This is a genomic window from Helicobacter pylori Shi112 (assembly GCF_000277405.1).
Classification (GTDB): Bacteria; Campylobacterota; Campylobacteria; order Campylobacterales; family Helicobacteraceae; genus Helicobacter; species Helicobacter pylori_C.
Map to the genome: position 1 here is coordinate 399,171 of NC_017741.1, position 13,749 is coordinate 412,919.

11 protein-coding genes and 1 pseudogene are annotated in these 13,749 nt (G+C 39.9%); 9 read left to right on the plus strand and 3 right to left on the minus strand.

Annotation, left to right across the window (positions count from 1 at the left end):
* Nucleotide 1: 1 nt before the first annotated feature.
* The gene (gene pyrG / locus HPSH112_RS01950; RefSeq protein WP_000373227.1) at nt 2-1,618 is read right to left on the minus strand and encodes a glutamine hydrolyzing CTP synthase; all 1,617 of its coding nucleotides are present in this window, start codon (nt 1,616-1,618) and stop codon (nt 2-4) included.
* A gap of 258 nt (nt 1,619-1,876) precedes the next feature.
* Here pyrG and HPSH112_RS01955 point away from each other — a divergent pair, with 258 nt between their 5' ends.
* The 9 genes and pseudogenes from HPSH112_RS01955 to HPSH112_RS08705 all read left to right on the plus strand — a co-directional run bounded on the left by HPSH112_RS01955 (nt 1,877) and on the right by HPSH112_RS08705 (nt 11,614).
* A complete protein-coding gene (locus HPSH112_RS01955) occupies nt 1,877-2,539 on the plus strand; it encodes a phosphatase PAP2 family protein (protein ID WP_000829951.1) in 663 nt (220 codons plus the stop codon).
* A 43-nt stretch (nt 2,540-2,582) separates the two neighbouring features.
* Nucleotides 2,583-4,286 (plus strand): flagellar basal-body MS-ring/collar protein FliF, encoded by a 1,704-nt coding sequence (gene fliF, locus HPSH112_RS01960; RefSeq protein WP_000364762.1) that lies wholly within the window; start codon nt 2,583-2,585, stop codon nt 4,284-4,286.
* An 18-nt stretch (nt 4,287-4,304) separates the two neighbouring features.
* Nucleotides 4,305-5,336, plus strand: a complete 1,032-nt coding sequence (fliG, locus tag HPSH112_RS01965) for a flagellar motor switch protein FliG (protein ID WP_000201851.1) — start codon at nt 4,305-4,307, stop codon at nt 5,334-5,336.
* Nucleotides 5,323-6,099, plus strand: a complete 777-nt coding sequence (fliH, locus tag HPSH112_RS01970) for a flagellar assembly protein FliH (protein ID WP_000056306.1) — start codon at nt 5,323-5,325, stop codon at nt 6,097-6,099. The genes fliG and fliH overlap by 14 nt, the downstream gene beginning before the upstream one ends.
* 2 nt (nt 6,100-6,101) lie before the next feature.
* The gene (gene dxs, locus HPSH112_RS01975) at nt 6,102-7,952 is read left to right on the plus strand and encodes a 1-deoxy-D-xylulose-5-phosphate synthase (protein ID WP_014662206.1); all 1,851 of its coding nucleotides are present in this window, start codon (nt 6,102-6,104) and stop codon (nt 7,950-7,952) included.
* A 14-nt stretch (nt 7,953-7,966) separates the two neighbouring features.
* Complete coding sequence (gene lepA, locus HPSH112_RS01980) at nt 7,967-9,757, plus strand: translation elongation factor 4 (RefSeq protein WP_014662207.1); 1,791 nt, start codon at nt 7,967-7,969, stop codon at nt 9,755-9,757.
* Nucleotides 9,758-9,765: 8 nt separating this feature from the next.
* Nucleotides 9,766-10,695: a DNA cytosine methyltransferase gene (dcm, locus tag HPSH112_RS01985; RefSeq protein WP_000862787.1), complete on the plus strand. Its 930-nt coding sequence runs from the start codon at nt 9,766-9,768 to the stop codon at nt 10,693-10,695.
* A 61-nt stretch (nt 10,696-10,756) separates the two neighbouring features.
* The gene (locus tag HPSH112_RS08565) at nt 10,757-11,158 is read left to right on the plus strand and encodes a group I intron-associated PD-(D/E)XK endonuclease (RefSeq protein WP_157819905.1); all 402 of its coding nucleotides are present in this window, start codon (nt 10,757-10,759) and stop codon (nt 11,156-11,158) included.
* Between the two features lie 173 nt (nt 11,159-11,331).
* A pseudogene (locus tag HPSH112_RS08705) lies at nt 11,332-11,614 on the plus strand (hypothetical protein).
* Here HPSH112_RS08705 and HPSH112_RS02000 read toward each other — a convergent pair.
* Together HPSH112_RS02000 and HPSH112_RS02005 are read right to left on the minus strand one after the other, a co-directional pair.
* The gene (locus tag HPSH112_RS02000; protein WP_001179221.1) at nt 11,589-12,398 is read right to left on the minus strand and encodes a flagellar hook-basal body protein; all 810 of its coding nucleotides are present in this window, start codon (nt 12,396-12,398) and stop codon (nt 11,589-11,591) included. The pseudogene HPSH112_RS08705 and the gene HPSH112_RS02000 sit on opposite strands and share 26 nt — an antisense overlap.
* A gap of 54 nt (nt 12,399-12,452) precedes the next feature.
* Nucleotides 12,453-13,739, minus strand: coding sequence for an MFS transporter (locus HPSH112_RS02005; protein ID WP_001069542.1), 1,287 nt, complete (start codon nt 13,737-13,739; stop codon nt 12,453-12,455).
* Between the last annotated feature and the right edge of the window lie 10 nt (nt 13,740-13,749).

A 13,749-nucleotide genomic window follows, 5' to 3' on the forward strand; every position in this document is an offset into this window, starting at 1 on the left:
ATTAGGATTTATGAAGAGCGCTCTTAATGAAATCCAAAATAATAGGGTTAGGGCTTTGCAACCTGGAGGTGAATTCCGGGTGGAATTGCACTCCCACAAAAAACGGGTGATCGTCTAACTCAATCGCTTCTATCAAATGATTCGCTCCAAAACCCACCACTTTCAAGCCCTTATTTTCCCACTCTTGGCGGTATTTGGGGTTGATTTCATAACGATGGCGGTGCCTTTCTTTAATGCTAGGCTTTTTATAAGCTTTTTCTAACAAGCTATTTGGCACGATTTCGCATTCGTATTCGCCTAATCGCATGGTGCCTCCTAAAGGCGAATTATAGGTGCGCACCTGTTTTTGGTGGTTTTGATCGATAAAATCTTCAATCAAATACACCACAGGGTATTCGCAGCGTTGGTTAAACTCCGTAGAGTTAGCCCCTTTTAAACCCAAAACATTGCGGCAAAATTCAATGATCGCTAATTGCATGCCCAAACAAATCCCTAAAAAGGGGAGTTTTTCTAACCTTGCCCTTTGAATGGCGCAAATTTTGCCCTCAATCCCCCTTTCTCCAAAGCCCCCAGGCACTAAAACCGCATCAACGCCCTCTAAATCCGTCTTTTCGTTAAAATTCTCGCTATCTAGCCATTCAATATTGACTTGCGTGTCCAAATGCGCGCCCGCATGGATTAAGGCTTCAATCAAGGATTTATAAGATTCTTTTAAGCTTAAATACTTGCCCACAAAACCAATTTTGACTTTGTGTTTAGGAGCGATAATCTTTTCTACTAAAGTGTTCCAAGCCGCCATTTTGGGGTGTAGTTTATTCAAATTAAAGCGTCTGGCAATGGGGGTTAAAATGCCTTCTTGCAAGAAAAGAATAGGGCATGCGTAAATGCTTTTAGTGTCTGTGGCGACAATCACGCTGTCTTGCTCCACATCGCAACTCAAAGCGATTTTATTTTTCAATTCTTTATCCAAAGGCTTAGGCGATCGCGCCAAAATGATTTGAGGGGTTACGCCAAGGCGCCGTAATTCTTGGACGGAGTGTTGCGTGGGTTTGGTTTTTAATTCGTTAGTGGTTTGGATATAGGGGATCAAGGTTACATGCACATTGATGACTTTTTCATTCCCTAATTCCAATTTAAGCTGGCGGATCGCTTCTAAATAAAACATGCCCTCCATATCGCCCACGGTTCCGCCCACTTCCACGATTAAAAAATCCAATCCCTTAGCCGCGCTTTTAATGCGCCTTTTGATTTCATCGGTTACATGGGGGACGATTTGAATGGTTTTGCCTAAATATTCCCCTTTCCTTTCATTTTCTATCACGCTTGAAAAAATCTGTCCGGTAGTGAAATTGTTCAACCTTGTTAAATTCCTGTTCAAAAAGCGTTCATAATGCCCTATGTCTAAATCCGTTTCAGCGCCATCGCTAGTTACAAACACTTCCCCATGCTCTAAAGGGCTCATGGTGCCTGGATCAATATTGATATAAGGGTCAATCTTCAAAATAGAAACCTGATAATTGCAATGCTGTAAAAGCGTAGCGATTGAAGAAGATGAAATCCCTTTCCCTAGAGAGCTTAACACGCCCCCTGTAACGAATATAAATTTGGCTCTATCCATAAGTTATTGCGTTCCTTTGATTTTTACTTCTCGCATTGTAGTCTAAAAAGGGTTAAAAAGCTTTAAAAGAGGGCAAAAATTAAAGCGATTTCAAAAAAAAAAAAAAAACAATTTCAGTTTTTTATTAGCTAGGTTTGATTAGAATAAAAAGCTTTTATGTGTTTAAACTTCATTGTCTTAAAACTTTTAAGAGCAATTTTAAAGTTCGTTGGCGTATAATATCAAGTTTGAATGAACTAACTAAAAGGGTTTTAAATAATGGCTGAAAATTCTTTCAAAAATGTTACCATCCAATCCAAACCATTTTTTTTGTCGCAAGTTAAAACCCTTTTTCTTTTAGGAGGCGTTTTTAGCGCGTTTTTTATCCTTATGGTTGGCTTGGTTTTTTTTGATTGTGTTAATTCAATGGACAATGCCATTTTTAACTTGATGCGTTCAAACTCTTCTAACCCTATTTTAGATCAAACGCTCCAACGCATTGTTTTTTTAGGCTCTTCTCAATTCGTGTTGCCTTTGAGTTTGTTAGTGGGGGTGTTTTTAAGCCTTTATCGCAGAAATTTAGCGCTTGGGGTGTGGTTTGTGCTAAGCGTGATCCTGTTTGAAGCCCTTTTAGAATCCTTAAAACACCTTTTGGCGCATTCCATTCAGTGGCTTTCGCACAGCGCTAATTTCCCTAACGCTACTGCGCTTTCTTTAGCGCTATTTTATGGGTTGCTTGTTTTATTGATACCCCATTTGATCACGCATCAAACGCTTAAAAACATTCTTTCTTATAGCTTATTTGGTTTGATTCTTTTAATAGGGTTAGCACTGATTGTTTTAGGGGTTTCTTTTAGCAGTGTTTTAGGAGGGTTTTGTTTAGGGGCGTTAGGGGCTTGTTTTTCCATAGGGATTTATTTGAGCGTGTTTCAAAAGATCTAAGCGAACGGCTTAAAAGAATGAAAATTTTATCAAGGTTTTAATATTGGATTTAAAGGTATTATTGCAACGGATTGTTGATTTTTTCATCAAGCTCAATAAAAAGCAAAAAATCGCCCTGATCGCAGCCGGGGTTTTAATCACCGCTTTACTCGTGTTTTTATTGCTCTATCCCTTTAAAGAAAAAGACTATACGCAAGGGGGCTATGGGGTTTTATTTGAAAGATTGGACTCTAGCGATAACGCTTTAATCTTACAGCACCTCCAGCAAAACCAAATCCCCTATAAAATCTTAAAAGACGACACCATTCTTATCCCTAAAGATAAAGTGTATGAAGAAAGGATCACGCTGGCTTCTCAAGGGATCCCTAAAACGAGTAAAGTGGGCTTTGAAATCTTTGACACTAAAGACTTTGGAGCGACTGATTTTGATCAAAATATCAAACTCATTCGCGCCATTGAGGGGGAATTGTCGCGCACGATTGAAAGTTTAAACCCCATTTTGAAAGCCAATGTGCATATTGCAATCCCTAAAGACAGCGTGTTTGTGGCTAAAGAAGTCCCTCCTAGCGCTTCAGTGATGCTCAAACTCAAGCCTGACATGAAGCTTTCACCCACTCAAATTTTAGGGATTAAAAATTTAATCGCTGCAGCGGTGCCTAAACTCACGACAGAAAATGTGAAAATCGTGAATGAAAACGGCGAATCAATAGGCGAGGGCGATATATTAGAAAACTCCAAAGAATTAGCCCTAGAGCAATTGCGTTACAAACAAAATTTTGAAAACATTTTAGAAAATAAGATTGTCAATATCTTAGCCCCTATTGTGGGGGGTAAAAACAAGGTAGTCGCAAGGGTCAATGCGGAGTTTGATTTCAGCCAAAGGAAAAGCACTAAAGAGACTTTTGATCCCAATAATGTCGTAAGGAGCGAGCAAAATTTAGAAGAAAAAAAAGAAGGCGCTCCTAAAAAACAAGTCGGCGGCGTGCCGGGGGTTGTGAGCAATATCGGGCCTGTGCAAGGATTGAAAGACAATAAAGAGCCAGAAAAATACGAAAAATCTCAAAACACGACCAATTATGAAGTGGGTAAAACCATTAGCGAGATTAAGGGCGAGTTTGGCACTTTAGTGCGTTTGAATGCGGCGGTTGTGGTGGATGGCAAGTATAAAATCGCGCTTAAAGACGGGGCGAACACTTTAGAATACGAGCCTTTGAGCGATGAATCGCTTAAAAAAATCAACGCTCTAGTGAAACAAGCCATTGGCTATAATCAAAATAGAGGCGATGATGTAGCGGTGAGCAATTTTGAATTTAACCCTATGGCACCCATGCTTGATAACGCCACTTTGAGCGAAAAAATCATGCACAAGACTCAAAAAATCTTAGGCTCATTCACGCCTTTAATCAAGTATATTTTGGTGTTTATAGTGCTATTTATTTTCTATAAAAAAGTGATTGTGCCTTTCAGCGAACGCATGCTAGAAGTGGTGCCTGATGAAGATAAGGAAGTGAAATCCATGTTTGAAGAAATGGATGAAGAAGAAGATGAATTGAACAAATTGGGCGATTTGAGAAAAAAAGTAGAAGATCAATTAGGGCTTAATGCAACCTTTAGCGAAGAAGAAGTAAGATATGAAATTGTCTTAGAAAAGATTAGAGGGACCCTTAAAGAGCGCCCTGATGAAATCGCAATGCTCTTTAAACTCCTAATCAAAGATGAAATTTCTTCAGACAGCGCGAAAGGCTAAAAAGATAAAAGGTTAAAAATGGCAACCAAGCTTACCCCCAAACAAAAGGCCCAATTAGACGAACTTTCCATGAGTGAAAAAATCGCTATTTTACTCATTCAAGTGGGCGAAGACACCACAGGCGAGATTTTAAGGCATTTAGACATTGACTCTATTACAGAGATTTCTAAGCAAATCGTGCAATTAAACGGCACAGACAAGCAAATCGGCGCGGCGGTTTTAGAGGAATTTTTTGCGATTTTTCAGTCTAACCAATACATCAATACCGGCGGTTTAGAATACGCTAGAGAGCTTTTAACCAGGACTTTAGGGAGCGAAGAAGCCAAAAAAGTGATGGATAAACTCACTAAAAGCTTGCAAACGCAAAAAAACTTCGCTTATTTAGGCAAAATCAAGCCCCAACAACTCGCTGATTTCATCATTAACGAACACCCTCAAACCATTGCCTTGATTTTAGCCCACATGGAAGCCCCTAATGCGGCTGAGACTTTGAGCTATTTCCCTGATGAAATGAAAGCTGAGATTTCTATTAGAATGGCGAATTTAGGCGAAATATCGCCCCAAGTGGTTAAAAGGGTTTCCACGGTGTTAGAAAACAAACTAGAATCGCTCACTAGCTATAAAATTGAAGTGGGTGGTTTAAGAGCGGTGGCTGAAATCTTTAACCGATTAGGCCAAAAGAGCGCTAAAACCACGCTCGCTCGCATTGAAAGCGTGGATAACAAGCTCGCCGGCGCGATTAAAGAAATGATGTTCACTTTTGAAGACATATCCAAACTAGACAATTTTGCTATCAGAGAGATTTTGAAAGTAGCGGATAAAAAAGATTTGTCTTTGGCGCTAAAAACTTCTACCCAAGATTTAACCGATAAATTTTTAAACAACATGAGCAGCAGGGCTGCAGAGCAGTTTATAGAAGAGATGCAATATTTAGGGGCGGTCAAAATCAAAGATGTGGATGTGGCCCAAAGGAAAATCATTGAAATCGTGCAGAGCTTGCAAGAAAAAGGCGTGATCCAAACCGGTGAAGAGGAAGATGTCATTGAATAGCCGTAAAAACTTGATCCAAAAAGACCATTTGAATAAGCATGACATTCAAAAATACGAATTTAAGAGCATGGCAAACTTACCCCCTACAACTAATCCTAATGGTGCGTCTTTAGAAACGCCTAACCCAGAAGAGCCTTTGGAAAAAAAAGCGATAGAAAACGATTTGATTGATTGCTTATTGAAAAAAACCGATGAGCTTTCAAGCCATTTAGTGAAATTGCAAATGCAATTTGAAAAAGCCCAAGAAGAGAGTAAAGCTTTGATTGAAAACGCCAAAAACGATGGCTATAAAATCGGCTTTAAAGAGGGCGAAGAAAAAATGCGTAACGAACTCACTCATAGCGTGAATGAAGAAAAAAACCAGCTTTTGCATGCGATCACCGCTTTAGATGAAAAAATGAAAAAATCAGAAGATCACTTAATGGCTTTAGAAAAGGAACTGAGCGCGATTGCGATAGATATAGCTAAAGAAGTGATCCTTAAAGAAGTGGAAGACAACAGCCAAAAAGTGGCCCTAGCTTTGGCTGAAGAGCTTTTAAAAAATGTTTTAGACGCAACGGATATTCATTTAAAAGTCAATCCTTTGGATTACCCTTATTTAAACGAGCGTTTGCAAAACGCTTCTAAAATCAAATTAGAGAGCAATGAGGCTATTTCTAAAGGAGGCGTTATGATCACTAGCTCTAACGGGAACCTTGATGGGAATTTAATGGAGCGCTTTAAAACGCTCAAAGAAAGCGTGTTGGAAAATTTTAAGGTGTGATTTTGCAAAATAAAACTTTTGATTTAAACCCTAATGATATTGCAGGCTTGGAGTTGGTGTGCCAAACGCTGCGGAGTCGTATTTTAGAAGTGGTGAGCGCTAATGGGGGGCATTTAAGCTCTTCTTTAGGGGCTGTGGAGCTGATTGTAAGCATGCATGCCTTATTTGATTGCCAAAAAAACCCTTTCATCTTTGACACTTCGCACCAGGCTTACGCTCACAAGCTTTTAACCGGGCGCTTTGAAAGCTTTAGCACTCTAAGGCAATTTAAAGGCTTGAGCGGCTTTACTAAACCCAGCGAGAGCGCATACGATTATTTCATTGCCGGGCATAGTTCCACTTCGGTGTCTATAGGCGTGGGGGTGGCTAAAGCTTTTTGTTTGAAACAAGCACTAGGCATGCCTATAGCTTTATTAGGCGATGGGAGCATTAGCGCAGGGATTTTTTATGAAGCCTTAAACGAACTGGGCGATAGGAAATACCCCATGATCATGATTTTGAACGATAATGAAATGAGTATCAGCACGCCTATTGGAGCCTTATCCAAAGCCCTTAGCCAGCTGATGAAAGGTCCGTTTTACCAGTCTTTCCGCTCTAAAGTTAAAAAAATCTTAAACACCTTACCTGAAAGCGTGAATTACTTAGCGAGCCGTTTTGAAGAATCTTTCAAGCTCATCACCCCGGGTGTGTTTTTTGAAGAATTAGGCATTAACTATATAGGGCCTATTAATGGGCATGATTTGAGCGCGATTATTGAAACCTTAAAACTCGCCAAAGAGCTTAAAGAGCCGGTGCTAATCCATGCGCAAACCTTAAAGGGCAAAGGCTATAAAATCGCTGAAGGGCGGTATGAAAAATGGCATGGGGTGGGGCCTTTTGATTTGGATACCGGCTTGTCTAAAAAATCCAAAAGCGCGATTTTATCGCCCACTGAAGCGTATTCTAACACCCTTTTAGAATTAGCCAAGAAAGATGAAAAAATCGTAGGCGTAACCGCTGCTATGCCTAGCGGCACAGGATTAGACAAACTTATTGACACTTACCCTTTGCGCTTTTTTGATGTCGCTATCGCTGAACAACACGCTTTAACTTCTAGCAGCGCTATGGCTAAAGAGGGGTTTAAACCTTTTGTGAGTATCTATTCTACTTTTTTGCAAAGGGCTTATGATTCCATTGTGCATGACGCTTGCATTTCTAGCTTGCCGATTAAATTAGCCATTGATAGGGCTGGGATTGTGGGCGAAGATGGCGAAACGCACCAAGGGCTTTTAGATGTATCGTATTTGCGCTCTATCCCCAACATGGTCATTTTTGCCCCACGAGATAATGAGACTTTAAAAAACGCCGTGCATTTTGCCAATGAACATCATTCAAGCCCTTGCGCGTTCCGCTACCCTAGGGGGTCGTTTGCGTTAAAAGAGGGGGTTTTTGAGCCTAGCGGTTTTGTTTTAGGGCAAAGCGAATTGTTGAAAAAAGAGGGCGAAATTTTACTCATTGGCTATGGTAATGGCGTGGGGAGGGCGTATTTAGTCCAACTGGCTTTAAAAGAAAAAAACATAGAGTGCGCGCTTTTGGATCTCAGGTTTTTAAAGCCCTTAGATCAAAATTTAAGCGCCATCATTGCCCCTTATCAAAAGCTCTATGTTTTTAGCGATAATTACAAGCTTGGGGGGGTGGCTAGCGCGATTTTAGAGTTTTTGAGCGAACAAAATATTTTAAAGCCTGTTAAAAGCTTTGAAATCATTGATGAATTTATCATGCATGGGAACACCGCTTTAGTGGAAAAATCCTTAGGTTTAGACACAGAGAGTTTGACTGACGCTATTTTAAAAGATTTAGGACAAGAGAGATGAAATCAAAAGTGCCAATGAAAAATATCCGCAATTTTTCCATTATCGCTCACATTGACCATGGTAAAAGCACTTTAGCGGATTGTTTGATCGCTGAATGCAACGCTATCAGTAACAGAGAAATGACCAGCCAAGTGATGGACACTATGGATATTGAAAAAGAAAGGGGCATTACGATTAAGGCTCAAAGCGTGCGCCTAAATTACACGCTTAAGGGGGAGGATTATGTTTTAAACCTCATTGACACCCCAGGGCATGTGGATTTCAGCTATGAAGTGTCGCGCTCTTTGTGTTCATGCGAAGGGGCGTTATTGGTGGTGGATGCCACTCAAGGCGTGGAAGCGCAAACCATTGCGAATGTTTATATCGCTTTAGATAACCATTTAGAAATTTTACCGGTGATTAATAAAATTGATTTGCCCAATGCGAATGTTTTAGAAGTCAAACAGGATATAGAAGACACGATAGGGATTGATTGCTCTAGTGCTAATGAAGTGAGTGCTAAAGCTAGGCTTGGCATTAAAGATTTGTTAGAAAAAATCATTACGACCATTCCTGCCCCTAGCGGTGATTTTAACGCTCCCTTAAAAGCGCTCATTTATGATTCATGGTTTGACAATTATTTAGGGGCGCTAGCGCTGGTGCGTATCATGGATGGGAGCATCAACACCGAGCAAGAAATTTTAGTGATGGGAACGGGTAAAAAACACGGCGTTTTAGGGCTATACTACCCTAACCCTTTGAAAAAAATCCCAACTAAAAGTTTAGAATGCGGTGAGATTGGCATTGTGAGTTTAGGGCTAAAAAGCGTTACGGATATTGCTGTGGGCGACACGCTCACAGACGCTAAAAACCCTACCCCTAAACCCATTGAAGGCTTTATGCCGGCTAAACCCTTTGTTTTTGCGGGGCTTTACCCTATAGAAACGGACAGGTTTGAAGATTTAAGAGAAGCGTTATTGAAACTCCAGCTTAACGATTGCGCTTTAAATTTTGAGCCTGAAAGCTCTGTGGCGCTTGGCTTTGGCTTTAGGGTGGGCTTTTTAGGGCTATTGCACATGGAAGTGATTAAAGAAAGGCTGGAAAGGGAATTTGGCCTTAACCTCATCGCTACCGCTCCCACGGTGGTGTATGAAGTGCATTTGACGGATAATAGCATCAAATATGTCCAAAACCCTAGCGAACTGCCCCCTGAAAACCATATCGCTTGCATCAAAGAGCCTTTTGTGAGGGCGACGATCATCACGCCGAGTGAATTTTTGGGTAATTTAATGCAGTTATTGAACAATAAAAGAGGCATTCAAGAAAAAATGGAATATTTGAACCAATCTCGTGTCATGCTCACTTATTCCTTGCCGAGCAACGAAATTGTGATGGATTTTTATGACAAGCTCAAATCTTGCACTAAAGGGTATGCGAGCTTTGATTATGAGCCGATAGAAAACAGAGAGGCTCATTTAGTGAAGTTGGATGTGAGGGTGGCAGGCGATGTGGTGGATGCGCTTTCTATCATCATAGATAAAAACAAGGCGTATGAAAAGGGGCGAGCTTTAGTGGAAACGATGAAAGAGCTTATCCCAAGACAGCTTTTTGAAGTCGCTATCCAAGCGAGCGTGGGGAATAAAATCATCGCCAGAGAGACGATTAAATCTGTCGGTAAGAATGTAACGGCTAAGTGCTATGGGGGCGATATTACACGAAAAAGAAAACTCTTAGAAAAGCAAAAAGAGGGTAAAAAACGCATGAAAGCTATCGGTAAGGTGGAGCTTCCCCAAGAAGCGTTTTTGGCGATATTAAAGATTGATTAGGGCGTTTGATGAAAGTAGGCTCACTTTTTGCTGGGATTGGAGGGTTTGAATGCGCGTTTTTGCAAGCGGGCTTTGAAATTGGTTGGGCGAATGAATTGGACAAAGACGCATGCAACACTTATAGGGCTAATTTCAAACACAAGCTTTTAGAACAAGACATTAAAGATTTAAACCCTAATGAATTAGAAGATGTTGGGTTGATAAGCGCAGGGTTTCCTTGTCAAGCGTTCAGCATTGCCGGGTTGCAAAAAGGACTTAATGATGAAAGAGGAGCGATTGTTATGGAAATGTTTCGCATCATTCAAGCCAAAAAACCTCAAGTTTTATTATTAGAAAATGTAAAAAATTTAGTGAGTCATAATAAGGGGGAAACCTTAAAGTTTATTTTAGAAACTTTAAAAAACTTAGGCTATTTTGTCCATTATAAAATACTAAACACTTATGAATATTCTACTGTACCACAAAATAGAGAGCGGATTTATATTATAGGATTTTTAGATAAAAACCATTACAAGCGCTTTCATTTTCCTTTAAAAATCAATCACACACAAAGTATTAAGGATTTATTAGAAATAAAAGTGGGTGAGGAATTTTATTACAAGCAATATCGTTTTTATGAGACTTTAAAAAAAGAAATCACCAAAAGAGACACTTGCTACCAATGGCGCAGGCATTATGTAAGAGAAAATAAAAACAATCTTTGCCCCACTCTTACAGCCAACATGGGGACAGGAGGGCATAATGTGCCTTTAGTTTTAGATGAGCAAGGCATAAGAAAACTCACGCCTAAAGAATGTCTGAATTTTCAAGGTTTCGCTAAAGATTATGTTTTACCTAATACCGCTAAAAGCAAACTTTATAAACAAATTGGTAATTCTGTGAGTGTGCCTGTGATTAAAGCTTTAGCGTTAGAAATTAAAAAGGTTGTTTATGGATAATTATACGCATCAAACTTGGGTCATCAATTTAACCGGTATTGACAAGGGGATTTTTCGCACAATGAATGGCAACGCTGATGAACTCATTGCTATAGGAAGGGTGATTAAAGCAGGATTTCCTTGCAGTAGAGTAGATGTTACAAACGCTAAATACGATGCCATTGTGGATCTAGGAGGAAAGCAGAAATTATTGAGGATACAGATTAAAGGCACAGGGGGAGATACCTTGAATTTTACAGGGGGCTATAGGAGTGGGGTTCAAATTGATAGGAATGCCCCTAAACGCACTTACAAATACACCAAAAAGGATTGCGATTTGATTTTAGGGATAGACACTCGCACGAGCGAATGCTATATTATCCCTATTGAAGACATACAAGAATGGGGCAACACAAAGAGTTTGTCGCAACTCCAACACTATAAAGAGAATTGGCAAATTTTGATTGACTTGGCGTTGGAGTAAAAATATAAAATTACATTTATAAAGAAAAAAAGACCTCTTTAGATATGGTGTTGGTTATGCTAAAAGGGCATAATCAAATTACAAAAGAACGATTTGCTCTTAAACCCTAGCCTAGTGGAAACAGGAAGGAAATTTTTACAAGCTTTTAGAATGGCTCTATCTTAAAATGGACGCTGATAATAAAGTGGATAATAAAAAAGCTTGATTTTAATGGGGCGATAAAAACATTAAGGGGATTAGAGACCAAGCCGACACTCTCTAACCATTACAGAAACGACTATAGCGTCTCAAACCTTAATGGGGATAATCCTACCACAAACGGGTTTAAAACACAAGAACCACAACGAACTAAACAACAAAAAAGAAAAAATAAACATGCAAACACACGCACGCATGAAAATTTTTCACAAGCCAAAAAGACAAATCGTTTTTAAGCTTTTGAGGCGAGTTTGTTGATCGCTTCAGCGTTCATGTCGTCTTGGTGGGTTTTTAACACTTTAGAATACATGTCCAAAAAGCGGTTGATTCCAATCAAAGCGCTCATCTCGCGCACCGCATTGACATTGCTTTTTTCTAGCATATATTGCCTTAATGAGCCAGAGTCAGAGATTTGATGAACGCCTTCGCCCTGATAAGTATAAAGGTTTTGCCCTATTTTTTTAAGATTTTTAGGTTCGCTAAAACTCACTAAAGCTAACGCGCCTGCTTGAATGGGGGCTTCATTATCCCTAAAAGTGATTTCGCCATTTTGATTGACTTCAATTTCAGCGTTAGGCATGAGCATGATCCCTCCTTTTTCGTTCAATCCCGAGCGAGAAAGCACCCTAAAGCCATTAAGAGTTACCAAAAAGCCGTCTTTATCCACGCTAAAATGCCCATCTCTGGTATAGGCGACGCCCTCATTAGTTTGTATCGCAAAATAGAGATTAGGGCTTGTTAGGGCAAAATCTAGGGGGTTATGCGTTTCTTCAAACGCGCCAAGGCTTCTATCCGTATAGATTTCTGATAGAATAGGCACACGATTGAGATTGCGGTTTAAATACTTCGCGCTCGCTTTGGTTTGATCTTCTAAGGGCAGTTGCTCTCGGTATTGTTGGTAAAGCCTTAAAAAATCGCCTGTAATCGCATCGTCTCTTTTAAAGCCATTGGTGTTTAAATTAGCTAAATTATTAGAGGTTAAATCCAAGCGGTTAAATTGTGTCGCCATGGCTCCCGTGGCCGCATAATACCCATTTTGCATGCAAGAATCCTTTTAAAAGAAAAATTATAGCAAAAATTAAATAAAAACCAGGATTTATTCCAAATAGGTTTTTTTAGGGAATATGATAACCATAACCATAAAGATAACAATACTAAACATGACATAGCCCACAAACCCCCATTCAAAACCATGTTGTTTGAATTGCAACGCTACATAACTCGCGCTCCCTCCAAAAAGCGCATTTGCAATCGCATAGGCTAAACCCACGCCAAGCGCTCGCACATGTTCAGGGAACAATTCCGCTTTAATGACCCCAGCAATGCAAGTGTAAAAACTCATCGCGCTCAATGCAAGCATTTCATAAAATAGGGCTTCATACACGCCACTAGCATGCTTGATACCATAAAAGACAACGGGCGTTACAATAAGCCCTGCGATAGCAAAAACCATCAGCATTTGGGTGCGTTTGATTTTATCAGCCAGCATCCCGCATAAGGGTTGTAAGAAGATAAAATAAGAGAGCGCTAAAAGCATGATAAAACTGCTTTCTTTAGGGCTGAATGATGAGCTGTTGGTTAAAAAGATTTTTAAATACACCGTAAAAGTATAAAAACACAAACTCCCTCCCATAGTTAGCCCAAAGACTATCATTAAGGCTTTTTTATGGTTGAGCAATTCCTTCAAACTGCCTCTTTGGGTTTCTTCTTTAATGGTGGTTTTGGAAGTTGTTTGACTATCCATAGTTTCTTCCATGATATTTCTTAAAAAGAGCGAGAGTAAGGCTAATATACCCCCTAAAGCGAATAAATAACGCCAAGCAAACGCGCTGATTTGCTCATGCGTGTAAATATTTTCAACGATGAATAGTGAAAAAATAGCTAAGAGTTGCCCTCCCACTAAAGTTACATATTGAAAAGAGCCATAAAAACCTTTTTTGCCATTCTTGCCTAATTCAGAGAGGTAAGTAGCGACCACGCCATATTCTCCTCCCACGCTAAAGCCTTGTAAAAGCCTGGCTAATAATAAAAACAAGAACGCCCATTCCCCTACGATTTCTTTAGTGGGGAGCAATGCGAGCATGAAAGAGCCTAGCGCCATAAGGATAATGGAATACACCATAGAAGTTTTACGCCCCTTTTTATCCCCCAATTTACCAAAAAACAAACTCCCCAAAGGGCGCATGAAAAACCCTAGCATGAAAACTAAAAAAGCTGAGATTAGCGCTAAAGTGGGGTCGTTAGTGTGGGTAAATTCCTTAGCAAAATAAGGCGCTAAGAACGCATAAGCGTAAAAATCATACCATTCCACTAAATTACCTGAACTAGCGGCTAAAAGGGATTTTAAGGGTTTTTTGGTGGCTGGTTGGGTTTGGGGGTTCATGGCTATCCTT

Bases quoted from the DNA above. Each gene is read 5' to 3' on its own strand.
- pyrG (WP_000373227.1), bottom strand. From the start codon at position 1,618: ATGGATAGAGCCAAATTTATATTCGTTACAGGGGGCGTGTTAAGCTCT.
- HPSH112_RS02000 (WP_001179221.1), bottom strand. From the start codon at position 12,398: ATGCAAAATGGGTATTATGCGGCCACGGGAGCCATGGCGACACAATTT.
- fliG (WP_000201851.1), top strand. From the start codon at position 4,305: ATGGCAACCAAGCTTACCCCCAAACAAAAGGCCCAATTAGACGAACTT.
- HPSH112_RS02005 (WP_001069542.1), bottom strand. From the start codon at position 13,739: ATGAACCCCCAAACCCAACCAGCCACCAAAAAACCCTTAAAATCCCTT.
- HPSH112_RS01955 (WP_000829951.1), top strand. From the start codon at position 1,877: ATGGCTGAAAATTCTTTCAAAAATGTTACCATCCAATCCAAACCATTT.
- dcm (WP_000862787.1), top strand. From the start codon at position 9,766: ATGAAAGTAGGCTCACTTTTTGCTGGGATTGGAGGGTTTGAATGCGCG.
- lepA (WP_014662207.1), top strand. From the start codon at position 7,967: ATGAAAAATATCCGCAATTTTTCCATTATCGCTCACATTGACCATGGT.
- fliH (WP_000056306.1), top strand. From the start codon at position 5,323: ATGTCATTGAATAGCCGTAAAAACTTGATCCAAAAAGACCATTTGAAT.
- HPSH112_RS08565 (WP_157819905.1), top strand. From the start codon at position 10,757: ATGAATGGCAACGCTGATGAACTCATTGCTATAGGAAGGGTGATTAAA.